The organism is Anaerostipes hominis (ex Lee et al. 2021) (assembly GCF_002270485.1).
Taxonomy (GTDB): Bacteria; Bacillota; Clostridia; order Lachnospirales; family Lachnospiraceae; genus Anaerostipes; species Anaerostipes hominis.
Genome location: NZ_NQOG01000008.1, coordinates 101,403 through 128,164, shown reverse-complemented (window position 1 = coordinate 128,164; position 26,762 = coordinate 101,403). Strand labels below are relative to the sequence as shown.

Here is a 26,762-nt window from a genome sequence, read left to right as displayed (position 1 = left end):
TCGAAAGTAGATTTCCGATCTTGTGGCACAGGGATCTGCATAGAACCATAACTGCTATTTACCTGTTTTGGTTTGTATCCATTCCGGTAATTCTCATTGTCGGAGCGTTCTGATTTTGCATATCCCAAATGATCATCCAGTTCCGCTTCCATCATCTCCTTGATGGTTCCGCCAAGGAGATCTTTCAGGGCATCTTGAATATCTTGTGCTGTTTGGATATGGTATTCCTCCAGGAGCTGATGGATGATGTTGCGTTTCCCTTCCGTCATTTGTACTTTGTGTACTGGTTTCTTTTTTCTTGCCATAATAAAAGGCCCTCCTATGATTTTTATTTTATCATAGAAGAACCTTCTAAGTTCTATTTTACAGAAAAAGTTTCACACACTCGACTTTTGAATAATTCTATAGACTTTCTCCATTTAAATTAATTAAACATTTTGTATATATTTTTTTGCAAGTTCTGTAATCTGTTTATAGTCTTCTTTCATAACTAATTCTTTATTTACCAGATTACCTCCTACTGCTACCATGTTATATCCGGCATCCAACAGAGATTTCATATTGTCTGCATTTACTCCTCCTACTGCAGCATATGGAATAAAATCACATGGTCCCTGAAGTGCTTTAATATAACTTTCACCAAAATTCCCTGCTGGGAAAATCTTTACAACATCTGCTCCTGCATTATATGCTGTTAAAACTTCTGTTGCCGTAAATGCTCCTGGCATTGATCCCTTGCCTAATTCCTTTGTCTTTTTAATAACTTCAACATCCATATTCGGAGAAATCATATATTCCGCACCCATTTCTGCTGCTTTTTCGACTTCTTCAGGACTTAGTACTGTTCCTGCTCCTAAGTAAATTTTATCTCCAAATGTATCATGTACTTTCTTTATTATTTTCAAAGTTTTATCATACGCTTCTTTGGATTTATGACTCAAAGGCAGTTCTACAGCATTAATTCCACCATCAATCAGTGCCTGAATCGTTGGGATGATATGGTCTTCATCTATCCCTCTTGCGATTGCCACAATTTTATGATCTAACAATTTACACATTTCATTTTCTCCCTCTTACCATTCAGCCATGGTTCCATCATAATTTCTCCATTTTGGATTTGTCCAGTGAAGTCCTTCTGCTGAAACCTCTTTCACCATATCCTCATCAATCTCCAGACCAAGTCCTGGTTTTTTAGGTATATCCACATAACCATCTTTATACTGAAAAACCTCTTTGTTCTTAATAAAATCAAGCAGATCGAATCCTTTATTATAATGAATTCCAAGGCTCTGCTCCTGAATAAATACATTAGGAGAGCAGACATCCACCTGTAATGTTGCTGCAAGAGCAATAGGTCCGTATGGTGCATGTGGTGCTGCTGCCATATCATATGCTTCTGCCATAGATACAATTTTTTTGGTTTCCAAAATTCCACCACACAATGCCACATCCGGTTGTATAATATCTACAGCCCCCTGCTGAAACAATCGTTTATACTCCCAGCGACTGACCAGTCTTTCCCCTGTTGCCAATGGTGTTGATACCTGATTTGCAATTGATTGGAAACTTTCTTCATTTTCCGGTAAAACTACTTCTTCAAAGAACATTAATTTATATGGTTCTAATTCATGTGCCAGTACTTTTGCCATTGGTTTGTGAACTCGTCCATGGAAATCTACAGCAATTCCAAAATCATTTCCTAAAACTTCTCTGATAGATGCGACCCTGTCTACAACTGCCTGAACTTTATCAAACATATCAACATAATGTAATTCTTCTGTAGCATTCATTTTTACAGCATCAAATCCCATTTTTTTTCTTTCTAATGCTGCTTTTGCCACATCGTCCGGACGATCTCCTCCAATCCATGAATATACTTTGATACGATCTCTGGCTTTTCCACCTAAAAATTCGTAGATTGGAATTCCATAATATTTTCCTTTAATATCCCATAATGCCATTTCAAATCCTGATACGATTGTACCGTTAATCGGTCCACCTCTAAAAAACGATTTATACATTTCCTGCCATAAACGTTCAATTTCAAAAGGATTCCTTCCCATCAGATATGCACCCATTTCTTTGGCTCCGGCTACTACTGTTTCCGTTTTGGTCCCTGAGATCATCTCACCCCAGCCTTCAATTCCTTCATCTGTACAAACCTTTACAAAAATCCATCTGGGCTTTACTTCATACACAACGACATCTGTAATTTTCATCAATAATCTCCTTTTCTTCCTGCCTTGTCTGCTCTGCGTTATTTAAAATCTGTATCTAGAAAATTCGCGCAATCAAAGATAGAATATAAGATAATAAATGAGTTCCCGCATCCTCTGTTGATACTAAAACTGCTTTTCCTAATTTATATCCACCAGCAACCGCTAATGATGTATGAACCGGTGCCAATGCTGTTGCAATTCCTAACATAATTGTTGTGAAAATAACACAAGAAATATATGCTCTTACTACATTTCCTTTACTAAAAGCTACTGGATATGCAGACAACCACATAGCCTGATATGCAATATCTGAAATTGGAAGTAATCTGTTAAATGGTAAAACCATTGCTAATACAATTGTTGTTGGAACCATTAAAATACCAACTGCAATACAACTGGGATTTGCAATCGTTAATGCTGCATCAATTCCTATATGGAAATTGTTTCCTTCAAATTTTTTATTTAATAGTTCTTTTACAGCATCTGCAAATGGAATTAATCCTTCCATTAAAACCTGCATCATTTTAGGAGTTAATAACATAGTTGCTGCTGTATACATTGCAACACTCATAACACCTGCTACATCATTTCCACCAAGAATTCCAAAAATAACTCCTAAAATCAATCCAATGATCAGAGGTTCTCCAAGAATACCAAATTTTTTCTGAATTGACTCAGGATCAGCTTTCAACTTATTTAATCCAGGAATTTTGTCATATAATTTATTTAATAAATAAGCTAATGGTGCCCAACTGATGCTGTTAGATGTTGGAAATGATACGCCTGGCAAACCAAACGCTTCTTCAACTACCGGCTGCGTCCAGTCTGCAAGTTTAAACGTAACTACCGCACAAACAGCACCACAGATTAATCCAACAATGACACTTCCTGATGCATAATAACAAATTGCTGCACAGAAAATAAAATGATTATAACTCCAGAAATCAACCATGACACAATTTGTTAATTTAAGAACTAACATTAAAATATTTAATCCTAATACTACAAATACTACAACTGCCGCCATTGGATATGCCCATGTCGCTGCTGCACGTGCAGGCCATCCCACATCCATAATATTTGTATGTAAGCCAAATGTTTTTACCATATTTTGCACACTTGGTCCAACCTGAGCAATAAATGCGTTAATAACCAAATTAACCCCACAAAATCCAACACCCGTTGTAATACAGCATTTAATCAGCTTACTAATCTGAACCCTTAAACAAATACCAATTACAAACATAATGATTGGCATCATACACATTGGTCCTAATCCGCAGATCCAGTTTAATGCATCAATAACTACCTGTAATTTCATATCTACTTTCCTCCTGTTTTTTATTTTTTTAATATTTCAACAATTTTTTCAATTGTATCCTTTTCTCCAACCCCTGTTACAAAACATGTGCCAACTACTACCGGAACATCATCTGTTAATGTATCCTTCAAAGCCCCTGTTGGCACTATTACATCCGGACGTTCTTCCTTTACTTTCCCCTGAACTTCTGCAAATTTGCACTGGATAAATTTTGCACCAATCCCCGCATCCTGCATTGCCTGTTTTAATTTGTTAATTGCCATTGTTGAAGTAATCATTGATGATCCACAGCATACCATAATTTTTTTCATTTTCGTTTCCTCCTAATTAACCTTGGTAGTGTCAAGTTTCACTACCGTTTTTTATTGTTAAACCTTGAGTTTATGGGAGTTTGCAATAAAAAGAGCATTGACCTCCCTTTTTTGGTATAATATCCTCGACCAAAATTCCAAAATACCGAAAGGAGCCAATGCTCATGGACATTATACTTTATTTACTTCACTACATTCAATACCAACAGCGAATGATTCGCTATCTTTTTTCCTTTATCTGCAGATACATTCCTCTCCGGCAGTGGGCTTTTGATGATTCCCATTCTCCAAAGTATCAGAAATTCAAAACGGACGAGCTTCCTCTCATCACTGATTTCCGTCAGGACTGGACTTACAAGGAACTGATTCCTTACTTTGAAAAACGTTACGGTAAGAAAATCCGTCCCGTCAACCGCCGGTCCGAGTGTGATATTCCAGATGTATGCTGTTGCCCCCACTGTGGAACACACTCGTTCCAAAAAAGAACTGCAAGCACTTCATCATTCATAAATGTGTAAACCCCAAGTGCCCTTACTATCTTCACAATCTTCGTAACGTTGATAAAAAAGATCTGAATGAGGACTATGGCAAGAATAAATACAAACTCCACTACATCTACCGTGAATTCACGATAGATTTTTTTCGCATGGATTTAAACTCTTTACCAAAGAATGCATCTTCCCTGAAATTCAGCAAGTTCGATTCCAATACAATGGCTCTGTGCCTGACTCTCCACATAAATCTTGGATTATCTCTCAGAAAAACATCTCAGGCCTTAAAAGATTTGTACAATATCTCCATCTCCCATCAGCAGATAGCTAATTACTGTAGAACGGCCGCTATCTGCGTTAAACCTTTTGTCGATAACTACGATTATGGCTCCGGCAGTGTCTTCACTGCTGATGAAACCTATATCAAAATCCGTGGTATCAAGACTTACATCTGTTTCATCATGGATGCTGCCAAACGTTCCATCATCGGCTATCAGGTATCTGACAACTGCGGGGTCGGCCCATGTATTCTCGCCATGAGAATGGCTTTTCGTCACTTAAACGTGGAATAATGGAGCAAAGCTCCGTTATTCCGCGAAAGTCACTTGACATAAGGTTCTCGGATTATCCTGTCTGTGCAGAAAACTATCTTAACCTTTGATAATTGAAATAACTTCCTCTGGTGATTCTGCATTTACAATACGTTCCATTTTTTCAGAATTTGAAAAAATTGCCATAATATCTTGCAAAATCTCTATTTGTTTTCCGTCTTTTCCTAGTGCGATATTAAATACTACTTTTACATGGACAAAAGAATCATCATCCATCCGCTTAAATTCGATTGGTTCATCAAGAACTGCAATGGCTACCGTCGAAGCAAGTACATGTTCCGGCGAAACATGAGGAATTGCAACTTCCCACTCTTCAAATTTAAGTCCTGTTGGGTATTCCTTTTCTCGCTCTAAAACTGCATCATAAAAACTTTCTTTTATCCTTCCATTTTGCAACAGTTTTTCATATAACCTCCAGATAACATCTTCTTTTCTGTCAGCTTTTACATGAACTAGTGTACATTCTGGAAATAACATATCTTCTAACTGCATTTTTGTCCCTTTCTTTTACTAGTCACTTCCACTTAAAAACCTTTGTGGATTCTTAATCAACATCTTCCAAAAGTCTTCTTCTGAAATATGCTTTAACAGCGTATTCTTTAAATCTGTTAATATGTATTTGAGTCCCGGCGTTCCTCCATATGCTAAAAGGTAATCCATCTTTCCCATGTCCCCTGATAATACAACATGATCGGCAAATCCATCTTCTACTAAATCTGTAATCATACGAACACAAAATGCATCTTTATCACTTAAACATCTTCCTACATGATCAATGCAGATTGTTGCACCTCTTTTACACAGTTCCTTTGCATAATCAATATCATGTTTACTATCAATATGTCCTAACAAAACTTCTTCTGGAAATACACCATAATGTTCTAACATGTCTAACTGTTCAATTCCCATCGTTCCTTTATCGCAATGGGTACTTATCGGAATTCCAGTATCCCGATGAATTTTTGCAACAATCTCTATGGATTTTTCTTCCTGCTTCGTAATGGTTTCAAAACTTGTTCCCATTTTTATAACTCCCGGTTGTATCAATGTTCCATCCATACCATTGTTAATTTCATCTACAACCAGATCATATAATTCTGAAAGTTTCTTTTCCTTAAACCATGGTGGCATAAACAATTCTTTATGAAACCCTGTACAACATACAACATATATCCCTGCTTCTTTAGCAATCCTTTGGTATGCCAAAACATCTCTTCCATAATATATCGGAGTCATTTCCACAATTGTTTTTCCTCCGGCATTTGCAAATGATTCTGCTTCTTTGAAAGATGCTTTCTCATCTTTCAAAGTATATAGGATATATTGATCTTCTGAAATTTGTGGTTGAACAATCAAATGTTCATGAGCATAAACTGTTCCCAACTGTTCAGCATCCACGAATCCTGATACTGTCATTACCTGACTTTTTCCCATCGCAGCACCTCCTTTATTGTTTTAAATAAAAAACGTTGTATATCTAAAACACATTACATCTTTAACATGTTTTAAATATACAACGTTTCAAAATCAGACACCACAACAGGAATGTCCGTTATCATTACGGACATCCCAACATCCCAAACTATCAATTAAGGACATGTTAACAATTGCCGTAATTCATTATTTCCTTTTTTGTTATTTACATTTCAATTTGAGACAACAAATTTACAAAAGCCGTAAAGTTTCGTTCTTTAATTAATTGTAATACCGCTTTTTCATTTGCAATAAATTCTGAGATTAATTGCAAGAAATTAGTTAAATCTCTTTGCTCATCTTCTGCAACCGTCATTAAAATCACTACCTGCACTTCTTGTCTTGTCCATTGGATTGGATGATCTAACACTGCTATACAGGCAAAACTTATACTAGATGTTGTTTCGTACGGATGTGGAAGTGCTACATGTTTTGCAAGATCAGTTCCTGCAATTTCCTCTCTCCTTAAAAGACCCTCATAAAAATCTGTTGGAATTCCATATTTCTCAGGTATTCTCTGACATATTTCAAATAGAACTTCCTCTTTTGTTTCCCCTTTTATATTATCATAGAATAACTCTTCATTATACACATCTGCAATTGTATTTGAAGCCTTAAATTTCAAAATAGAGCTGATCTTATCAACTTCTTCGTCTTCTAAGAAAGCAGAAATTCCTAATACCGGTTTCGGTAAAACCCTGTTAATCTCCACGGTTGTAAAAATATAATCCACTTTTGAAAAATCAAAAGAATCCAAATTATACATCTCACATGTGTACACTTCATCCACATATTTCTTAAATTTCTTCTTATATTGATACGCCAATAATTTCGATGTACTCATATTGGTTGCACAAATAACCAGAATATTATATTTTTTCTTTTTATCCTTTTCCTGTTCAATAAATAATGCAAAAATACTGGTTATATATGCAATTTCATTTTCTGGAATTTCATGAAAATATGTTTTTTTCAATGGTATGACTGCCTGCGATGCAACATTATATGCAAAAAAGTATTTTTTCTTTGTTGCATCTGCAAATGGATTCTTGGCAATGATGCCATATCTCATTCGTATATCCATAGGAATTAAGAAAATGATCAAATCATATAACAATGTAAGATTTTGACGCATATCTAAATGCATCATATCGTATACACACTCTAACATCTGCGTTGCCTGTTTTCTTGCCTGATTGATAACTCCTGATTCCACTTCTCCTTCTAATACATTATAATCGCTTCTTGCCGCAATATTAATAGCAATATAATACACTTCAGAATCTGGAAGATTAATAACAAAACTCTTATTTATCTCCTCTATAATCTTCTGTGCAACATCAATACATGGTTTATAAATTCTATTAACTACTTCATTTTTGCTAACTGTAATTTTATAATGTTCTTCATATCGTACCTTTGAAATATAAATACAATACATCATTTCTTGAATCATAGATTTTGACAAAACTACTTTTTGATTCTGAATATTATTTAAAAGAATCTCTAAAATTATTTTCAATTCTCGTGTTTTTTCTTCTGAGATTCTCTTCGTCCATTGATTATCTTTAAACTGAGATATCATACAATTACGAATATCAAACTCAATTCCCTGTACATGCAATCCATAATTTGGTCGTCGAATCAATGTTATATGATAATTTTTTAAAATATCTTCAACATTTCTTAAATCGTTTGTGATTGTTGATCTGGATACATACAACATCTCACTCAAATCATCAATTCGAACAAATTTATGCTGTTTCAATAAATAATCCAGCAGCCATTCTTCCCTTTCTTTTGAATTATTCGGAATATCTGTTTTCAACAAAAATGCATCGTCATTTATCAATTTCTGATATTTATTCTTATCATTAATAATCAAATGATACCCTTTTCTTGTTTTAGCCTCAATTTCCACCCCATATTCATCTACAGAATCACGCATTTTAGCTATAGTTGTTCTAACTGTCTTCTCATTCAAATCCAAAATTTTAGCAAGTTCTGAGGCTGTGACATACTTCTTGTCAGATAATTCTATAATAATTTTTTTCATTCTGTAATCTAACATAACCACATCTCTCTTCACAAAGGTATTTTTAACTATTTTTTTATTATAACAATTCCTAAAAAAGATGACAATTAGCAATCTGTATTTCCACTTGAAAATTATGTTTGCAAAAAAGGTACTGAATTCCTCTTTTCTCTGAATTGAAATCCAGTACCTTCTTTTTATTTATTGTATTTTATATATTATTGTTGTAATTATCATAAGTATAGTGTTTGAAGACTAGATGTCTTAAAATTATAATAATGATTTATAAAGTGCAATAATATACTCTACGCTCGCATCTTTTGGATTTCCTGGTGCGCATGCGTCTGCATAAGCGGATTCTGCTAAAAACTGTACATCTTCTTTCACGAATTCTTTTAAATCTGCTGGTATTCCGACATCTGCTGATAATTTTATCACTGCATCAACGGCTGCTTTTCTGTATTCTTTCTGTGTCATATCTTCAACACCTTCAACACCCATTGCTTTTGCAATATATTTGTATTTGTCTCCTGTTGCATCTGCGTTATATTCCATAGCTGTTGGAAGAAGGACCGCATTTGCTACTCCGTGTGGTATGTCATAAACTGCACCTAATGCATGAGCCATAGAATGTACGATTCCAAGTCCTACGTTTGAGAATCCCATTCCTGCAATGTACTGTCCCATTGCCATTCCTTCTCTTCCTTCTGGTGTATTTTCAACAGCTCCTCTTAAGTTTTCAGAGATCAGTTTGATCAGTTCGATCGCTTTGATATGGAACATATCTGTCATTTCCCATGCAGCTTTTGTTGTATATCCTTCGATGGCATGTGTTAATGCATCCATACCTGTTGCTGCTGTTGCGATTTCCTGGATTGCTCCTGCTCCGTGATAAGATGTTCCATTTAATACGATACGCAATTTTTTAACTATTTCCGTTATAAAATTGTTCAAGTAGCAATACAAGTTACACATTTGGTAAAATATAAATAATGTTACATTTCGTTAAAAGTGTAACACCTTATCTTTTCTAAATATCTTTAAATAAATTGTAAATCTTCGGTGGCATCGCATTGATCTACGATCTGTTTTACCGTGATCTTATTTACCGGGGTATGTACGAGTAATTCTTTCATATATAATCTTATTTTACATTATTTTTGATATTTTATAAAGACAAATGATTTCCTTACACATCTGTGCACAAAGCTGACTTACGTCCATTTTGTAATTGATATTTTATTTCTGCGCTTTTCCTGCACTTCCGCAAACTTTTATTTTGCTCATAACATATTTTTTTACTTCTTCACGGCCTGCTGCGCTATATTTCTTAGGATCAATAGTATCAGTATCTGCAGTAAAAACACCCTTTACTCCTTTTGTAAATGCAATACGGAGATCGGTAGCATAATTTACTTTACAGATACCACGTTTAATACACTCTTTTACCGCTTCGTCCGGCACACCGCTTGTTCCGTGAAGAACGAGCGGAATCTCTACAACATCTCTGATCCGGCTTAAGATGTCAAACTGAAGCTTTGGTTCTCCCTTATAAACACCGTGGGCTGTACCAATCCCCACTGCGAGAAAATCAACCCCTGTTCTCTCTGCAAATTCCTTCGCTTCCTGTGGATCTGTATATGGATTATCATCTCCGCCGTCTAAATCATCTTCTTTCCCCCCAACCTTCCCAAGCTCAGCCTCTACCGGAACTTCGGATGGATGGCAGGCATTTGCGACTGCCCTGCTGACAGTCATATTAACTTCAAATGCCTCATGGGAACCATCGATCATGATGGAAGTATAACCCGCTCTGAGTGCCTGCATCGCAAGTTCAAAGCTATTGCCATGATCTAAATGCATCACTACAGGAACCGATGTCCTCTCTGCCGCTGTTTTAACATTTGCAAGATAATAATCAAGTCCCGCATATTTTACTGTAGACGGAGTTGTCTGCATAATAACCGGTGACTGTAATTCCTCTGCAGCTTCTGCAACTGCCTGTACCATTTCCATATTTTCTACATTGAATGCACCGACTGCGTATCCGCCGGCCTGTGCTTTCAGTAATATTTCTTTCGATGTTGTTAACATAACTTTCCCTTTCCGGATATTATAATTTGATTATCTTAACGTTCTGGCTGATCTCGTCTCTCTTTGCAGGATCAAATGTCCCTGTATTGGATGAGAGCGCGTTGGCAGATGCAACTGCCACTGCGAATTTCAGGGCATCTTCCGGCTCCATATTTCTCTCCAATGCGACTGCAAACGCTCCAACCATAGAGTCTCCGCATCCTACCGTATTTACCACTTCTATTCTCGGCGGTTTACCCTGATAAATGCCTTTTTTGCATACGAGTAAAGCCCCTTCGCCTCCAAGAGAAATTACTACATATGGGATCCCCTTTTCGTAGATTTTTTGAGCATATCCTATGACATCTTCCTGGCTGCGGACTTTGATATCAAAAAGCATTTCTATCTCATCTTTATTAGGTTTTACCATAGTTGGCAGGCTCTCAAGACCTCTCTTTAAATATTCTCCGCTGGTATCTAAGATCACTTTTCTTCCCAGCTTCTTAACGATCCGGATCATTTTTTGATAGATATCCCTGCCCATTCCCCTGGGAGCACTTCCTGAAATGGTCACAACATCACTGTTCCGGATGATCCCGGGAAATCTTTCTAAAAATGAAGTTTCTTCTTCCGCTGTAACTTCACACCCGCCTTCCAGATATTCGGTAGAACCATATCCGGGATCTAAAATGTTAATGCAGCTTCTCGTTTCGCCATTGATATGCTCAAATTCATAGGAAATTCCATCTGCGTCCAGAAGTGATTCTAAATATTGACCGTTATATCCTCCCACAAAACCGGCGGCTTTTGTATCAGAACCGCAAAGTTTGACCACCCTTGCCACATTCAGCCCCTTTCCGCCGGCACTGTTATGTGTCTCTGCTACTCGCATTACCGTACCGTTCTCAATTTTTTGGGTCATATGATAGGCTTTATCAATGGAAGCATTTAACGTTACAGTTGTAATCATGCTCTTCCCCTCCCATCATTACAGACTTTTTAAATATTTCACTCCCGCGGCGGCATCTGCCACAAGTCCGTCAATATCATCTGCTGCTTTGATCGTTCTCCAAAGGGATACACTCTTAGCACTTGCGGACGTATCGAGAACGAATGGTTCCATTACCAAAGGTCCTTCAAAACCGATCTCTCTGATCGTTTCTGCAATAGCTACCCAGTCAATATTGGTCTTTCTCTCTCCGGCAGGAATCTTACGGTTGCTTTCTCCAATATGGAGATAGCCCAGATATCCCTTTTCATAGGCCGTACGGATGGCATCCGGAATATAATCTTCTTCAATGTTCATATGAAACGTATCTAAAAGAAGCTTACAATAGTCATTGCCAATTGCTTCGCAGATTGCAATCCCTTCTCCTGCAGTATTCGCTGTATACTGTTCAAAACGGTTTACAATTTCCAAACAAATTGTTACGCCGACTTTTTGGGCATGTTTTGCAACTTCGGTTAATCCTTTGACTGCGTTTGCTGTACGGACCTTCTTGATTTCTGTAATATTTTCTCCTTCCGGACGTGTATTCCACAAACCATACGGGATACCGGAAAAAAGTTTTGCGCCCATCTCCACACAAAGATCCAACATATGACATAAATGTTTGATGCCTGCTTGATGGGATTCTTTATCCGAACTGGAAACATCTCTTTCCGGTCTGAGTCCAGTCCCGTTGATCGTCACTGAAAGCCCTGCATCTTTTATATATTTACTAAGTTTCCCTCTGTCTTGTGCCGTCAAAGGAACAAAATCGCCTGCTTTCAGTTCAATGGTATCCATATTGGCTTTTTTTGTTAAGTCAATTATTTTATAAATATCCAATTCAGGAGTTGTTCCATTCCAATATGCTGTTTGTAACCCGATATTATTCTGCATTTCTATTCTCCTTGTTTTTCTGAAATAGAGTTTCGCTTGCGAAACTCTCGCACTGCGTGCGGTCGCTCTGGCGACATTGTTCCCCTGTGCACGCAATTGCATCCCCCGGAGGGTTTTTTATTCTATAGGAATCATTCCTTTATCACTTTGTTGTAACAATGTCTTTCCTATAGAATGAAAGATTTCTGTCACAAGCTACTCCAGACTTGCGTGTCTCTTTGCCATATCGTCATTACTTCCCGGCTTTTCCCGGCTTATTTCCAATACTGCCGCATCAAACACTATGAGCAGCATCTGTTCGAACAAACTGCCCAGAGGCTGGATGCTTGTGTCAGACACAGCAAATTTTGTTGCAGATTCAATTGTGATATTCGGTGTCTGGATCTTTTTCAAGGTCGATTCCGCTGCTGAAGAAATGACGACTAAATCTGCACCCTGATTCTTTGCCGACTGTGCCGTCATACAAACACTGCCTGTTTCTCCTGAAGCAGAAGCCACGATCAGCAAATCTCCCTTTTCTACAGACGGTGTTGTGGTTTCTCCCACTACATATGCATCCAGGCCAATCTGCATTAGTCTCATAGCAAGGGCTTTTAACATTAATCCTGATCTTCCGGTCCCATAAACAAAGATCCGTTTATGAGACTTAATCTTCTGGATCAGATCTGAAATCTGATATTCAGGAATTCTGTCAGCTGATTGTTCTAATTCTTTTATAATTACTTTCGTTCCCAAAATACCACCTTCTTTACATGATTTCTTCCGGATATAACAGAACTTTTCCGAATCCCTTTGGATCGGCAATGATCTTTTCAAACATCTCCGGGCCTTTGCTTAAATTCACTTTATGCGTAACCATTCCAAGAACATCCACCTTTTTGTTTCCGATATATTCTACCGCATTGTTCCATTCCTCTCCCGGATATGGAGCAGAAATGGTACACCAGGAACCGATGATATTTAATTCGTTTCTCATAATTCTTTCAAAATAAAATCTTGGAACCGGAACATCCGCATATGGAATTCCCATGTATACAACCTCCCCGCCCTTTTTCGGCAGCCCGAGCACTCTTGCAGCAGTAAAAGGATTTCCTGCTGATTCAATGGCCAGATCCACGCCATTTCCATATTTTCTGATCTCATCATGGAAATCGATATCAGCAGAATTAATTAGCACATCAGCGCCAAAATCCTCAGCAGCCTGTAATTGCGCATCATCGATGTCAATGGCAAACACTTTCTTTGCCCCAAATGCTTTGGCCCATTGGATTGCCATCAGTCCAATATTTCCACATCCCACAACGGCAACTTCATATCCCATTTTAATGTTTGTCTGATATAATCCGTGAATCGCAACCGTTGCCGGTTCTACCAATGCACCCTGCTCAAAGGTCATACCTTCCACCATCTTGACAAGATTGACGGCCGGCATTTTAATGTATTCTGCAAATGCACCCGGAACATATGCTCCAATGGTATTTAAAGATTCACATCTTGATGGATATCCGCTTTTGCAGTACTCACATTCATGACAAACCAGGTTTGGGCATCCTACCACCCGGTCACCGACTTTTAATTCTGTAACGGCAGGACCGGCCTCTACAACCTCTCCTGAAAATTCGTGCCCCCAGACATTCCCTTTTACATAAGGTCCCAGATTGCGGTATCTTGCGATATCCGAACCACAAATTCCGCCTACTTTCACTTTTACAATAACATCATCGTCTTTTTCAATTTTAGGATCAGGAACCTCTTCATATCTTAAATCCTGTACATCATAAAATGTTAAAGCTTTCATCCTCTCACTGCCTTTCTTAAAGCCTCTGTATTCTCTTTAATATTTTTGAATAAATATCCCCCGGATACAAAAACATTTGCTCCTGCTTCATAACATGGTTTTATTGTCTTTTGATCAATACTTCCGTCTACTTCAATATCAATATTCCGGTCTCCGATCATTGCCCGGACATTCTTAATTTTCTTCACGGTTGAACTCAGGAAATGCTGTCCGCCTTCCCCGGGATTTACACTCATCAGAAGGATCATATCTACATCATCCAATAAATATTTAATAGTCTCTTCCGGCGTCCCTGGACTCAGCACGATGCCGGCCTTGATGCCCCGGTTACGGATTTTATGCAGACAGCTTAACACCCTTGCGGTCGACTCCTGATGGATCGTTATGATATCTGCCCCTGCGTCAGCAATGCTGTCAATATGTACTTCCGGATGTTCGATCATTAAATGAACATCCAGCGGAATGTCGGTCATTGATTTCAGTGCCTTAATGTGATCTGCTCCAAATGCCATCCGCTCCACAAAATGTCCGTCCATCACGTCCACATGGAGCAGTTCTGTCTGACTGTCTTCTAATTCTTTGATCTGGTTTTTTAATTCTCCTAAGTCTGCTGCAAAGATGGATGGAGATAGTTTTATTTTTCTCACGGTCAAACCTCTTTCTTTTATCTCTTCAGACGCCTTATGATCATGCTTCACTGTCAATTAAAATCTTTCCTTTTACTGCTCCCCGGGTCTTGAACATCTCAAATCCTTCTGCGATCCTGGAAAGCGGAAGCTTCTTATAGATCAGGGATTCTTCCCCCTTTAATTGTCCTGTTGCAAAATAGTGTGCCGCACACTCCCACTCATGTCCCGGAAACGGAGCAGAATAAGATAGCCAGGACCCTGTCATAGTGAACTCTTTACGGTTCATGTTCTCCCATTCTTTCACAGTAAAGGTTAATTCTCTTGTAGGTTTTCCGATATAGCAGATTCCAGCCTTATTTGCCGCCAGTTCATATGCCATCTTCATTGTCACAGTACTTCCTGCCGTTTCAAAAATATAATCGTAGCCTTTTTGATCCGTCAGTTCCATGGCCTTTTCCATAAAACCTTCTTTTAAGGTATTTACGCCATCGGCTGCTCCCAACTGTTTTGCCAGTTCAATTTTTTCATCGTCAATATCAAATACAACAGTCTTTGCAGATCCGAAAATATTTGCCCACTGCATGACAAGCAGTCCGATCGTTCCTCCGCCCAGCACAGCAACAGTCTTTCCTCCCTCATATGGAAGACACTCTAATCCATGGAGCGCAACTGCCGCCGGTTCAAACAGCGCTCCTTGTTCAAAGGATACTGTATCCTTAAAAGGAACCACGTTTTGCTCCGGAAGACAGATATATTCTGCATAGCTTCCTGCTTGTCTTGTCCCGATAAAACTATAGTCTTTACAGAGTGCATAATCACCTTTCATACAGTCTTCACATTTCATGCACGGGACCAATGGAGCTCCGGCGACCCGCTGGCCTTTCTTTACCTTTGTCACTCCATCTCCCACAGCTTCCACAATCCCTGAGAACTCATGTCCGAGAATGATCGGATAGAAGTGGGCTCCGTCTTCATTTACCCGGGGTACATCTGAACCGCAGATCCCGGAATATTTTACTTTTACAAGCACTTCCCCGGCTTTTGGCTCCGGGGTCTGTACTTCCTCATATCTTATGTCATCTCTTGCGAGTAAAACTCCTGCTTTCATCTATAACCACCTGATCCTTTCACATATTCGGGCTTTTATAACTCTTCTGAAATCGTTTTAAGCAATTCTTCAACTTTCTTTTTTGATGCTTCCTTATTCAGTCCGGAGACAAGCCCAAACACACTGAGATGCGGCTTTTCAAGCGGATTTCGGTAATTGGCAGTAGTAAAAACTACATCTACGTCTTTTTGTTTGATGGGAACTTCTGCAATCGTCCCTTTCACCAATCTGATCTTCACCCCTGCATTTTTTGCAATCTCTTTGATTTCTTCCTGGGCAATGGTTGACGTTGCCACACCGCTGCCGCATGCTACTAATACTTTCACTTCTTTTGCCATAATTCTTCTCCTTTACTGTGATTAATTATGATCCTAATTTTTCCTGAAGATAAGCCTCCGTTTCTTTATTTGAAAGTTTTTTACATTTTAATAAGACTTCCGGATCATTCAAAAATGCCATCATTTTTTGCAGCACTGCTAAGTGTTCATTGGCATCTTTGATCGCCAGATTGAAAATCATATCTGTTTTCACTTCTTCTGTATCATCGTCCAGTCGTTTGAAGGTTACCGGACAGTTGAGTTTCAGCAGACAGATTGCGTTCTGTGTAATCCCTTCATCTTTTACATGAGGAATGGCTGTTGGAATTTCTGTAGGAAGCCCTGTTGGGAAATCTTTTTCACGTTGGGCACAAAGAACTCCAAAATTTTTTTCAACAATACCTGCTTTATATAAGGCATCTCCACATAATTTAATTGCTTCTTCACTATTAGCTGCTGTCCCGTGAATTACCAAATATCTAGTTTTCATTTAGAGCCCCCTCATACGAACATCGCCATAATTCTATGAATAATTGATACAACTACATTGCCGGGATTCCATCCAAAATGAGATGCCGTGACACTTTTTCCAAAATCTACATTCGTAACAGACATCATGCTTGTGGCTTCCGGAATAAACATATTCGCCAAAAACAGAGTTATGTACATCAAAATAGTCATTGCAATCAGTGAGCGAAATAGATTTCCCTTGCTGCTCAAAACGACCATAGGTGCCAAATAACAGATCTCAGCTAATAATCCAAGTGGAAAGAATCTCATATCCGGTACAAGAAATACAAGCAGTATGGTAATCGGAATCATAATCGCAGTACATGTAATACAAGTTGGATCACCTAAACCAAGTGCAATATCCATACCAATATAAATATCTGCATCTTCTCCGATTTTTTTATGCATATATTCATTTGCGGACTGTCCCAGCGGAGATAATCCTTCCATCATGATGGATACCATTCTTGGGATCAATACCATAGCTGCCGCAACACCCATTGCCATTGTGAGAGTTTCTCCAGGACTTTGCTTTGTAATGATTGCAAGAAAAGCTCCTACTACAACACCAATGATTGCAGGATCGCCAAACACTCCAAGCTTTTGTCCCACCTTATCCATATTTATATCAATCTTGTTAAGTCCCGGAATTTTGTCTATGATCTTATTTAATCCGTAGCCGATCGGATAAGCCCATGCTACGAAAGACAGGCATGTACATGTTGTCCCTTCCAGTCCAAAAAATTCCTGCCAGGGTTTCGCAGTCCACTGAGCAAAAAACAGAACAATAATACCGCAGACAAAAGCAACTAAAAATCCAATGACAGCATTTCCAAACAAAGCATATGCGAGTGCTCCCGGCACAAGAAAATGCATGAAATTCCAGATATCAACATTTAATACCTTTGTAACCTTTAAGCGGACTAAAATGATATTGACAAGGATAATTGACGGAATTACAAGAACTGCAAATGGTGTGGTCCATGATGCTGCACCCAGTGCTGCAAATCCAACTTCCAATGTGTCATATCCTGATCCTAATTTTTCATAATATTCCATCGCCGGTGTCACTGAAGTAATCAGTAAATTTACCGCTAAACAAAGCCCCTGAAAACCAATTCCTACCAATAAGCCGGCTTTAATCGCCCGTCCTGCTTTCATGCCAAAGAAAACAGCTAATATTGCGATTACGACCGGAAGCAGAACACTTGCCCCCAAATTTACAAATCCCTGAAAAAACTTTAATAGTATTTCCATATGTACCTCCACTTTTTACTTTAGTATTTGTGTTGCTGAGATCTGCCGGCCGGCTTCCCATCTCTCATTTACAAATACATAGTATCATGCATATAAAATCAAAAACAGTGAAAGGTATTTCCCCTTCCGGGAAAAATTTTAGTTTGGTCGAATCCATTTCCGGACCTGGAAATAAAATAAATTGGTCGAATTTATTTCCTCTCCCAGAAATAAATCCGACCAATGCTTTTTTGTTATTTAAACACTGCTGTGTTCATATGTTTCAATCATTCTTGCAATCTCCTCAGAGCTCTTTGCCTCATGCAGAAGCCGCCTGTACTCGTCATCCCTCAGCATATTTACGAGACTGAAAAATGCCTTTAAATAACTCTTATGATCAATGGCGCTCAGACAGCATACAAACTCTATGGGGTCCAGTCCTTCGACCCCGAACGGCACGGGATTCTTTAGACGGATGAAATACATACCAAGGCGGATGCTGCCTTCCTCTACTTTCGCATGCGGCATGGCAAATCCTTCCGACAACACAACATAGGAACCATATTCCTCGATGCTGTGGATCATTGCATCTATATATCTTGGTTCAATATAGCCTCGTTCTACAAGTTTCTCACCAGACTTGCGCACTGCATCTTTCCAGTCTTCACACTCTACATCCACCTCAATGTTTGCTGCGGGCAGCAAATGATGCAGATATGGGGACAAGATCTCCGCCTCACTCTCTACAGACTGTTTAAAATACCCCCGCACCACTCCGCGGAGTTCCTTCATAAACTCCTTTGCTCTATCTTCCGGCTCAATCATTCTGTATACAAGGGGACGGACCTCGTCGATCAGGCCCTTCGCACTTAACCCATCTTCCTCCATTCTGACCGGAAGATTTCTGCCGTTTCTCAGCGCATCAATTCTGTTTCCCACACGTATGTAGTCTGCATCATTGAAGGCTACCGATACTACAACATACTCTAACGAACAGCCTTCCAGCGGAACTGTAGAAATCACAAAATCAGCTGAATTGGGTTCAATACTCATTGCTTCATGGGCAGAGACTACATCCACAACCCGGAATTTAAAATGTCTTTTCAGCTTTTCCAGTAATAGTCTGGATGTTCCGATGCCTGCATGACAGGCTACGATCACACGAAAAGCCACTTCCTTATTCTTCTTTCGTTCAATCGCCGCACACACATGAATCGCAATATACTTTATTTCTATTTCATTTAATTTGCGCTCTGTATATTGGTAGATAACAAACATCTGGTTTATGACCGCCTCAAGTACATCCTGATTATCTTCCAGCACCTCATTTATCACATTAACTTCCTGGTAATCGATCGGCGGTGCAGAAAATATGGATTCCAGGTGATTGGACAGATTCTCAAAAAACTCATAATCTGTATTCAGATCTATTCCCAATTCCGAGGAAATACCGGCAATATATTGTCTTGTGATCATTTGGATAATCACTGTATTCTTATTAATTGTGTTATGTTTCATATACCGCACGCCGTCCAGGAAGCTGCTGAAACACTTTATATCATCCTCTGTTGTAACAACATCGCAGTACTGAGAGATATATTTTAATGTATCCAGGGCAAACATATAATTCTCACTGTTTTCATCCGGCTGCGTCTCCAAAAATTCGCCCGACTGATTGCGATTTATCATAATCCTTAAATAGAGAACAATCTCCTGAAAGGAACTGTCATCCAGATATTTCTTATAGCGTTGTTCCTGTTCCCCCAGGATCTTTTGTATTACACTGGAGTCACCTGCCTGTACACTGACATGTTCAGCAACTACATTTTTATGGTTCTCATAAATAGACACAGACGGACGAAGCAGATTCAAAAGAAATTTTCTCTTTTCGCTCTCCGGACCTTCTATACGAAGTCCCTTATTGGCGTGAGAGATCACCTTCAAGTTCCCTTCCTTTATAAATGCCTTGATATCTTTCAGGTCGTTGATTACCGTTGCCCTGCTCACAAATAAATGGTCGGCGATGGTTGCAAGGGTAATGTAATCGTTAGAATTTACGATCATAGCAGATGCTGCCTGTTTCCGTTCTTCCCTGGATAATTTATAGCTGTAGAAGTCCCCTTCGAGCAATAATGACAGAGATTCCTTAAAATTCTCCGGCGGATTGATCCTGCCCCCGCTGTTTATCACAACTTCCTCCCGCTGGTTTTGACCCAGGATTGTATTGATTTCCTTCAGATCATTGCGGATGGTTTTCTGAGACACCTGAAAATATTCTGCAAATCCTGAGACTGTAATCTCATCCTTCTCTTTACTTAATAACTGCACAATCTCAGTGCTCCGCTGGTTCATTCTAATTACCTCCAATTATTTATCTGGCAAAACAGTAACAATCTATTTCATTGTATCCTAATGGAATAGATTAAAAAAGAATGAATTTCTTCTTAAGTATAGAAATTTTTTATATCATCTGCATGGTACTGCCCCCTGCTCTCAATATCATCAAATTCACTGACAGAATCTTTCCACACATTTGTTGTTCCTAATTCCTGTCCCTGATAAATAAAAGGGGTTCCCCTCAAAAAGAAATACATGCCGGCCATCCGGTCTTCTGAATCTCTTCCTGGCTTTTAAACAGTAACTCTCTGAATTCTTCTGCTGTCCATGCTTTTCTTTTATACCATTTCTCATCTTTCCCTTCCAGATCGAAATTTGTATAACTGAAATCAAACATCATAGAAAAGCATCCCTGCTCCCCGATATAATCCCCAAGCGATGAATATGGTACATCTACGGCCTCCGAGACAGTGATACAGTCTAATGGGTCAAATACTTCGTTTTTAAGTTCTCCCAAAAAAACTTCAATCCCTTTTACATTCCTTGTATACGGAAAACAGCCGGACAGTCCATCCTTTCCATCCACCACCGTATCATTTCATACAGTTCTTTTCTCATGTCTTCATTTTCCCAGTTAAGATCCGGCTGTCTTTTTGAAAAAGAATGAAAATAATACTCCTCCGCTCCCTCAACGGGCTCCCATACCGATCCCCCGAAAACAGACCTTAAATTGCTCGGAGGGCGCCCCTCCCGGGATTTCTTAAATATATAATAATCCCTGTATCTGCTTTTTTGATCCCTCAGCGCATTCTGAAACCACAGATGTTCATCCGATGTATGGTTGAGTACCAGATCCATCATTATTTTCATCCCCCTGATCCCCGCCTCATATATGAGTTTTTCCAAATCCTCCATCGGTGAAGCATAGACCGGACAGATCCACAGCACAGTCACTCCCAGATCATTAAGATAATCAAGACGCTTTAGAATCCCTCTTAAATCTCCGATCCCATCCCCGTTACCGTCGCAAAAACTTTTAGGATATACCTGATATACGATCTCTTGCTTCCCTTTCTGACTGTCCATAACCTACACCTTTCCTGAATAAAAGAATTGCTCCCATTGAAAAAACAATGTAAAATAAAAGAGTGACATTTTTCATATGATAGGAGTGATTTTTTGAATACGAACAACGAAACAGCCCTTGGAACCATGCCTGTGGGCAAATTACTGTTCCAGCTGGCTGTTCCCACCATTGCCGCCCAAATCATAAACGCGCTGTATAATATGGTGGACCGCATTTACATCGGCCGTCTTCCGGGAGGAGAAGGGCCTCTTGCCATTGCAGGGCTTGGAATTGCTTTTCCGATCATTATGATTATCTCTGCATTTGCCTCCATGATCGGTATGGGAGGAAGTCCCAGAGTCTCAATAAAAATGGGACAGCAGGATTATGACGGGGCAGAAAAGATTCTTGGGAATGCCGTCACGGCTTTGATTGCTCTGGCCGTTCCCCTTACCCTGTTTTTTTACCTTGCAAAAGAACCCCTGCTTTCCATATTTGGAGCGACAGACAATATACTGCCTTATGCCAATGACTATCTGAGCATCTATCTGCTCGGCTCCATTTTCGTCATGTTTTCTCTCGGCCTGAACAGCTTTATCACCTGCCAGGGATTTGCCAGGACCAGTATGCTCACAGTGCTGATCGGGGCTGTCTTAAATATCGTGCTGGACCCAATCTTTATTTTTGTAATGGGTCTCGGTGTCAAGGGCTCCGCCTTAGCCACCGTCATTTCCCAGGGTATCTCTGCGGCCTGGGTCCTCGGTTTTTTAACCGGAAAGAAAACGGATCTGAAGATCCGCCGTAAAAATCTCAGGCTGGAAGCAAAAGTTCTTCTCCCTGTCATCGCCCTGGGAATCGCGCCGTTTATTATGCAGTCCACGGAAAGTCTGGTACAGATCACATTAAATTCAGGAATGAAACGCTACGGCGGTGCCAGCGCAGACTCCCTGGTCTCCGTCACGACCATTGCCATAAGCGCCATGCAGTTTCTATCCATGCCCGCCCTTGGACTCGCCCAGGGTGCACAGCCGATCATCAGCTTTAATTATGGAAGCCGGAATATGGACCGGGTAAAAAAGGCCTTTCGGCTGTTATTTGTTATCACTGTGGCCTACACCTTTGGAATCTGGGCCCTCTCCATGGCAGTTCCCCAGATCTATATATATCTGTTTTCCAGCGGTGAGGCGGCCAGGCAGCTTTCTGTGCTCGGCAGACCCATGATCCGCATTTTCATGGGAGGCTTTCTGTTTATCGGGGCACAGTACGCCTGCCAGAATACTTTTATGGCACTGGGCAGGGCAAAAATTTCTCTTGTTATGGCCCTTCTGAGGAAAATCATCCTGCTGATCCCTCTGGCCTTGATCCTGCCGTTATTTCTTGGCACAACGGGAATCTTCACCGCAGAACCGATTGCAGATATTCTGGCCTCTGCCGTCACCACCGGAGTTTTTTATTTTACGTCAAAAAAACTGCTCGTGTATACTCCCGGAGAATCTGAACAGGGCAACCCTGCGGAGGAGGAAATGAAAGCTTAGTTTCTTAAAATCAAGAGGGACTGCTCGATAAGCATCCCTCCTGATATTCATATGGACTTTCCCCGTCACTTCCCGGAGTATCCTGCCGGCAATCTCCCGTATCTTCATTCCTTTTGTATCGAAATTTTTTTACTACACTCCACCAGCAATAAAAAAACCCGGGTCCTGAATTCACATTTACAGGAAATCGGGTTTTCTTCGGTGATAATGTTATTTAACAGCTGCGATCGCTTCTATTTCAAAAAGGGCTCCTTTGGGGAGTGCCGCCACTTCCACACAGGAACGGGCAGGTTTATTGTCTCCGAACCTCTTCTCATAAATTGCATTGATTGCCGCAAAATCATTGATATCGTCTAAAAATACGGTAGTCTTGATCACATCATCCAGCGATAATCCTGCCGCTTTCAGCACTTCGTCCAGGTTGATCAGCGCCTGGTCCGCCTGGGCTTCCACTCCTTCCGGAAGAGTTCCGTTCTCCGGGTCCAGCCCAAGCTGTCCTGAAGTAAACACAAATTCACTCGCTTTTACCGCATGGCAGTACGGTCCCACTGCTGCGGGAGCTTTCTGTGCATTGATGGTTTCACATGTCATACCTGCTTCCTCACTTTCCAAAAAATAATTAGGTTCATACAATTTTTTTGTATCAATATTATAGCACAGACTGTATCCCGCGTCCATGCTTTTAGCTGCTTATGCTCACCCTGAGCTTTTTATTTTGCTGATCGGTCTTTTTCATGCTCTTTTCATCCGGGGCATCTTTCGTTGCATAGTAGTCAATATAATAAAATAATTCTTTTTTCAGACCGCTGAACGTATAAGTATTCCTGCCTTCTTTTAATTCCATCATCTGAGGTTCCCCTTTTTCATCGATGTTGTTCAGTGACAGCACCGGTTTCAACGAAAGATCCGCCTTTGAAATATCTTCAAATGAGACCGTAAGCTTTCCGCTCTTTGACTGAAAGACATTTCCGATGACAAGGTCTCCGAATGTACCCTTTGTCCCGCCGGTCTTCTGCATAGCATCCACATCGAAGTAGAGGACTCCGTTTTCGCTGAATTTCATGAAACGGCTGCCTTCAAAGACAAGCTTTGAGGCGTCCGTTTCCTGATCGGTCTTTACAAATCCGTCAAACAGAGGAGTCACAGACTTCTTTTTTGCTTTAACATCGTATTGGATCAGAGAAACATTTTTAAACATCTGATCTTCCTTCATATATACCCCGGATGGATAACCGAGAAAATCTACGGTGCGGTCATTTTGGATCATCGCATTGGAGTCATTTTGTCCTTGCTCCATCAGCTCCCGGATCACTTCTTCCTTCGAGTGTCCGGCAAACTTCTTTTCACCTGTCTTCTGAATATCTCCTTCATAGACATCATCAAAGGCCTGTTTTTGGTCAGACAAAGTCTGTTCCTTCACATCATAGAAATAGTCCTTAACCGTATCTTCCCCTTTTGTTCTTAAAAGCCGTACCACATTTCCGTCGCCGGATACAATAATCTTCGTCTCGGTCTCTCCATCCTCGGAAAATAATTTCATTTTTACCAGATCCAAAGCTGCGGTGACTTTCTTTTCCTTCATGTCAAAGACATAAAAGCCCTGGGAATTATGGAACATCACCCTTTGGTCCGAAGCGTAGTCCAGTTTTGGAAAGTCCGAAACCTCGTCTTTTTTGGTCGTCTCTCCTATGAATGCTTTCAGTTCTTTTTCTGATACAAAAGGCTTTTGCTCTCGTTCAGCTTTTTTTTGACATCCGGACGCTGCCAGAGCAAGCATAACTGCCGCTGCCAGCATAAGAATCCTAATTTTTCTTTTCATGGTCTCACTCCTTTATTTGATCCACTTCGGAGACGGATAATATCGAAAGCTCGCTTTTCCTATGATCTCTTCCCTGGTCACATAGTGGGTCTGCCATTCTCTGGCGTCATTGGAACTGTTCCGGTTGTCTCCCATGACAAAGTACCCGTTCCCGGGCACTTTATACGGTCCAAAATCGTCCACAGGCTCCTCTTTGATATAAGGTTCCTTCAGGGGCTTTTTACTCCCGTTGATATAAACCTTTCCGTCCTTTACCTCGATCGTCTCTCCCGGAAGCGCGATAACTCTCTTAATATACCACTCCGACTCATCATCCGGATACTCAAATATAATCACATCCCCCCGTTCAGGCTCACTGAACAGGTATGCGGTCCTGAATGCAATAAGTTTATCTCCGGTCATGATGGTATTTTCCATGGAACCGCTTGGTATACTGGCATTGACTATGACGAAATTTGTGATAAACAAAGTAATAGCCAGAGTGGCAGCAATACAGACAATCCAGCTTCTGACCTCTTTCCTGAAGTTTTGTTTTTTCTTATTCTCTTGTTCCTGTTCTTTTTCCATAGATGTCTCCTATACCTTTGCAAAAAACCTCTTTGCCGTATCTGCAAAGAGGTTTTTCATTTTTAGTCTGTGTATCCTCTGCGGATAATCTCATGTCTGCCGGGTCCGTTGGAGATCAGAGTAATCGGATATCCGATCTTCTCCTCGACGAACTCTACGTATTTTCTGCAGTTTTCCGGCAGATCCTCATATTTTGTAATTCCGCGGATGTCACTCTTCCATCCCGGAAGTACTTCGATCACCGGTTTTGCTTTCTCCAGATCACCGGTTGTCGGAAAATCGGTAGTTATTTCCCCATCAATATCATAAGCGACGCAAACCGGAATTTCTTCTAGATAACCGAGGACATCGAGCACAGTAAATGCCACGTCTGTCGTTCCCTGCATCCTGCATCCGTACTTGGAAGCCACGGTGTCGAACCATCCCATCCTTCTCGGACGTCCGGTCGTTGCCCCGAATTCGCCGCCGTCTCCGCCGCGTTTTCTGAGCTCATCGGCTTCTTCCCCGAAAATCTCACTGACGAAGGCACCTGCTCCTACGGCACTTGAGTATGCCTTGACTACGGTGACGATCTTCTTGATCTCGTATGGCGGAATACCTGCACCGATGGCTCCGTATGCCGCTAAAGTAGAAGAGGATGTCACCATCGGGTAAATACCGTGGTCCGGGTCCTTTAACGAGCCCAGCTGGCCTTCCAGGAGAATGGTCTTGTTTTCTTTCATCGCTTTGTGAAGGAACAGGGATACGTCGCAGACATACGGCGCTACCATCTCCTTGTACTCCATCAGTGTTTCATACAGCTCATCCGGGTTGAGAAGCGGTTTGTGGTAGAGATGCTCAAGCAAAACATTTTTCGTCTCACAGATCCTGATCAGTTTTTCTTTTAACGCTTTTCCGTCGAACAGCTCGTTGACCTGGAAGCCGATCTTTGCATATTTGTCTGAATAAAACGGTGCGATCCCCGACTTTGTAGATCCGAAAGACCCTTTCCCCAATCGTTCTTCCTCGTATTCATCAAACAGGATATGGTACGGCATAACGATCTGGGCACGGTCGGAAATGAGGATATTCGGCTTTGGCACACCCTGGGAGACGATTTCCCCAATCTCCTTAAAGAGCACAGGGATATTCAGTGCCACACCGTTTCCAATAATACTGGTTGTATGATCATAGAATACACCGGATGGCAGCGTGTGAAGCGCGAACTTTCCGTAGTCGTTAATGATGGTATGCCCGGCATTCGCTCCTCCCTGGAAACGCACGATAATGTCAGAAGTCTCACCTAACATATCCGTGATCTTACCTTTTCCTTCGTCGCCCCAGTTAGCTCCAACTATTGCTTTAACCATATGTGTATCCTCCTAATTATCAATGACGTGTCCTCGCCATTTTCTTTTGCATAAAGCGAACAACATTTTAAT

General features: G+C 40.4%; 27 protein-coding genes and 2 pseudogenes. 2 read left to right on the top strand and 27 right to left on the bottom strand.

Annotated features, from left to right (window positions below; translation table 11 throughout):
* From CI597_RS09715 to CI597_RS09695, 5 genes are all read right to left on the bottom strand, one after another.
* Positions 1-305, bottom strand: a 305-nt coding sequence (locus CI597_RS09715; RefSeq protein ID WP_198959577.1) for a transposase, incomplete at its 3' end; no start/stop codon positions are given.
* Between the two features lie 123 nt (positions 306-428).
* Entirely contained in the window at positions 429-1,058 is a 630-nt protein-coding gene (locus tag CI597_RS09710) for a bifunctional 4-hydroxy-2-oxoglutarate aldolase/2-dehydro-3-deoxy-phosphogluconate aldolase (RefSeq protein ID WP_024728394.1), read from the bottom strand.
* A gap of 15 nt (positions 1,059-1,073) precedes the next feature.
* The gene (gene dgoD / locus CI597_RS09705; protein ID WP_024728395.1) at positions 1,074-2,219 is read right to left on the bottom strand and encodes a galactonate dehydratase; all 1,146 of its coding nucleotides are present in this window, start codon (positions 2,217-2,219) and stop codon (positions 1,074-1,076) included.
* A 55-nt stretch (positions 2,220-2,274) separates the two neighbouring features.
* On the bottom strand, positions 2,275-3,540 hold the full coding sequence (locus tag CI597_RS09700) for a PTS galactitol transporter subunit IIC (RefSeq protein WP_024728396.1): 1,266 nt from the start codon (positions 3,538-3,540) through the stop codon (positions 2,275-2,277).
* Between the two features lie 20 nt (positions 3,541-3,560).
* Positions 3,561-3,851, bottom strand: coding sequence for a PTS sugar transporter subunit IIB (locus CI597_RS09695; protein ID WP_024728397.1), 291 nt, complete (start codon positions 3,849-3,851; stop codon positions 3,561-3,563).
* 164 nt (positions 3,852-4,015) lie between these two features.
* On the opposite strand from CI597_RS09695, the pseudogene CI597_RS19450 reads away from it, so the two are divergent.
* Positions 4,016-4,902 (top strand): annotated as a pseudogene (locus tag CI597_RS19450) (transposase); the annotation flags it as partial.
* 90 nt (positions 4,903-4,992) lie between these two features.
* On the opposite strand, the gene CI597_RS09685 reads toward CI597_RS19450, so the two are convergent.
* The 18 genes and pseudogenes from CI597_RS09685 to CI597_RS18500 form a co-directional block, all read right to left on the bottom strand.
* Positions 4,993-5,445 (bottom strand): PTS sugar transporter subunit IIA, encoded by a 453-nt coding sequence (locus CI597_RS09685; protein WP_024728400.1) that lies wholly within the window; start codon positions 5,443-5,445, stop codon positions 4,993-4,995.
* An 18-nt stretch (positions 5,446-5,463) separates the two neighbouring features.
* On the bottom strand, positions 5,464-6,387 hold the full coding sequence (locus CI597_RS09680) for a phosphotriesterase family protein (RefSeq protein WP_024728401.1): 924 nt from the start codon (positions 6,385-6,387) through the stop codon (positions 5,464-5,466).
* Between the two features lie 205 nt (positions 6,388-6,592).
* Complete coding sequence (locus CI597_RS09675; RefSeq protein WP_024728402.1) at positions 6,593-8,497, bottom strand: BglG family transcription antiterminator; 1,905 nt, start codon at positions 8,495-8,497, stop codon at positions 6,593-6,595.
* 234 nt (positions 8,498-8,731) lie between these two features.
* Positions 8,732-9,322 (bottom strand): annotated as a pseudogene (locus tag CI597_RS09670) (iron-containing alcohol dehydrogenase); the annotation flags it as partial.
* Between the two features lie 378 nt (positions 9,323-9,700).
* Positions 9,701-10,555, bottom strand: a complete 855-nt coding sequence (gene fba, locus CI597_RS09665; RefSeq protein WP_095142933.1) for a class II fructose-1,6-bisphosphate aldolase — start codon at positions 10,553-10,555, stop codon at positions 9,701-9,703.
* A gap of 19 nt (positions 10,556-10,574) precedes the next feature.
* Entirely contained in the window at positions 10,575-11,504 is a 930-nt protein-coding gene (gene pfkB, locus CI597_RS09660) for a 1-phosphofructokinase (protein ID WP_024728405.1), read from the bottom strand.
* An 18-nt stretch (positions 11,505-11,522) separates the two neighbouring features.
* Positions 11,523-12,419, bottom strand: coding sequence for a sugar phosphate isomerase/epimerase family protein (locus CI597_RS09655; RefSeq protein ID WP_024728406.1), 897 nt, complete (start codon positions 12,417-12,419; stop codon positions 11,523-11,525).
* Positions 12,420-12,614: 195 nt separating this feature from the next.
* Positions 12,615-13,154 carry a 6-phospho-3-hexuloisomerase gene (gene hxlB / locus CI597_RS09650; protein WP_024728407.1) on the bottom strand — a complete coding sequence of 180 codons (540 nt, stop codon included), beginning with the start codon at positions 13,152-13,154 and terminating at the stop codon, positions 12,615-12,617.
* Positions 13,155-13,167: 13 nt separating this feature from the next.
* Positions 13,168-14,217 (bottom strand): galactitol-1-phosphate 5-dehydrogenase, encoded by a 1,050-nt coding sequence (locus tag CI597_RS09645; RefSeq protein WP_024728408.1) that lies wholly within the window; start codon positions 14,215-14,217, stop codon positions 13,168-13,170.
* Positions 14,214-14,864: a ribulose-phosphate 3-epimerase gene (rpe, locus tag CI597_RS09640; protein WP_081723885.1), complete on the bottom strand. Its 651-nt coding sequence runs from the start codon at positions 14,862-14,864 to the stop codon at positions 14,214-14,216. Before rpe ends, CI597_RS09645 begins: the two co-directional genes overlap by 4 nt.
* 40 nt (positions 14,865-14,904) lie before the next feature.
* On the bottom strand, positions 14,905-15,954 hold the full coding sequence (locus tag CI597_RS09635) for a galactitol-1-phosphate 5-dehydrogenase (RefSeq protein WP_024728410.1): 1,050 nt from the start codon (positions 15,952-15,954) through the stop codon (positions 14,905-14,907).
* Positions 15,955-15,989: 35 nt separating this feature from the next.
* On the bottom strand, positions 15,990-16,292 hold the full coding sequence (locus tag CI597_RS09630) for a PTS sugar transporter subunit IIB (RefSeq protein ID WP_024728411.1): 303 nt from the start codon (positions 16,290-16,292) through the stop codon (positions 15,990-15,992).
* Between the two features lie 25 nt (positions 16,293-16,317).
* A complete protein-coding gene (locus tag CI597_RS09625; protein ID WP_024728412.1) occupies positions 16,318-16,761 on the bottom strand; it encodes a PTS sugar transporter subunit IIA in 444 nt (147 codons plus the stop codon).
* An 11-nt stretch (positions 16,762-16,772) separates the two neighbouring features.
* Positions 16,773-18,038, bottom strand: coding sequence for a PTS transporter subunit IIC (locus CI597_RS09620; protein ID WP_024728413.1), 1,266 nt, complete (start codon positions 18,036-18,038; stop codon positions 16,773-16,775).
* A gap of 237 nt (positions 18,039-18,275) precedes the next feature.
* Positions 18,276-20,369 carry a BglG family transcription antiterminator gene (locus CI597_RS09615; RefSeq protein WP_024728414.1) on the bottom strand — a complete coding sequence of 698 codons (2,094 nt, stop codon included), beginning with the start codon at positions 20,367-20,369 and terminating at the stop codon, positions 18,276-18,278.
* A gap of 92 nt (positions 20,370-20,461) precedes the next feature.
* On the bottom strand, positions 20,462-20,611 hold the full coding sequence (locus CI597_RS19445) for an alpha-amylase family glycosyl hydrolase (RefSeq protein WP_235824593.1): 150 nt from the start codon (positions 20,609-20,611) through the stop codon (positions 20,462-20,464).
* Entirely contained in the window at positions 20,596-20,871 is a 276-nt protein-coding gene (locus tag CI597_RS18505) for a hypothetical protein (RefSeq protein ID WP_235824592.1), read from the bottom strand. The genes CI597_RS19445 and CI597_RS18505 overlap by 16 nt, the downstream gene beginning before the upstream one ends.
* A 17-nt stretch (positions 20,872-20,888) precedes the next feature.
* Entirely contained in the window at positions 20,889-21,440 is a 552-nt protein-coding gene (locus tag CI597_RS18500) for an alpha-amylase family glycosyl hydrolase (protein ID WP_024728416.1), read from the bottom strand.
* Between the two features lie 126 nt (positions 21,441-21,566).
* Between CI597_RS18500 and CI597_RS09605 the strand changes: the two genes are divergently transcribed.
* A complete protein-coding gene (locus tag CI597_RS09605; protein WP_051405244.1) occupies positions 21,567-22,955 on the top strand; it encodes an MATE family efflux transporter in 1,389 nt (462 codons plus the stop codon).
* 210 nt (positions 22,956-23,165) lie between these two features.
* On the opposite strand, the gene CI597_RS09600 is transcribed toward CI597_RS09605, so the two are convergent.
* From CI597_RS09600 to CI597_RS09585, 4 genes are all read right to left on the bottom strand, one after another.
* A complete protein-coding gene (locus CI597_RS09600; protein WP_301331487.1) occupies positions 23,166-23,633 on the bottom strand; it encodes a RidA family protein in 468 nt (155 codons plus the stop codon).
* A gap of 4 nt (positions 23,634-23,637) precedes the next feature.
* Complete coding sequence (locus CI597_RS09595) at positions 23,638-24,774, bottom strand: hypothetical protein (protein ID WP_024728419.1); 1,137 nt, start codon at positions 24,772-24,774, stop codon at positions 23,638-23,640.
* Between the two features lie 12 nt (positions 24,775-24,786).
* Positions 24,787-25,341, bottom strand: a complete 555-nt coding sequence (lepB, locus tag CI597_RS09590) for a signal peptidase I (protein WP_024728420.1) — start codon at positions 25,339-25,341, stop codon at positions 24,787-24,789.
* 62 nt (positions 25,342-25,403) lie between these two features.
* Entirely contained in the window at positions 25,404-26,690 is a 1,287-nt protein-coding gene (locus tag CI597_RS09585; protein WP_024728421.1) for an adenylosuccinate synthase, read from the bottom strand.
* Between the last annotated feature and the right edge of the window lie 72 nt (positions 26,691-26,762).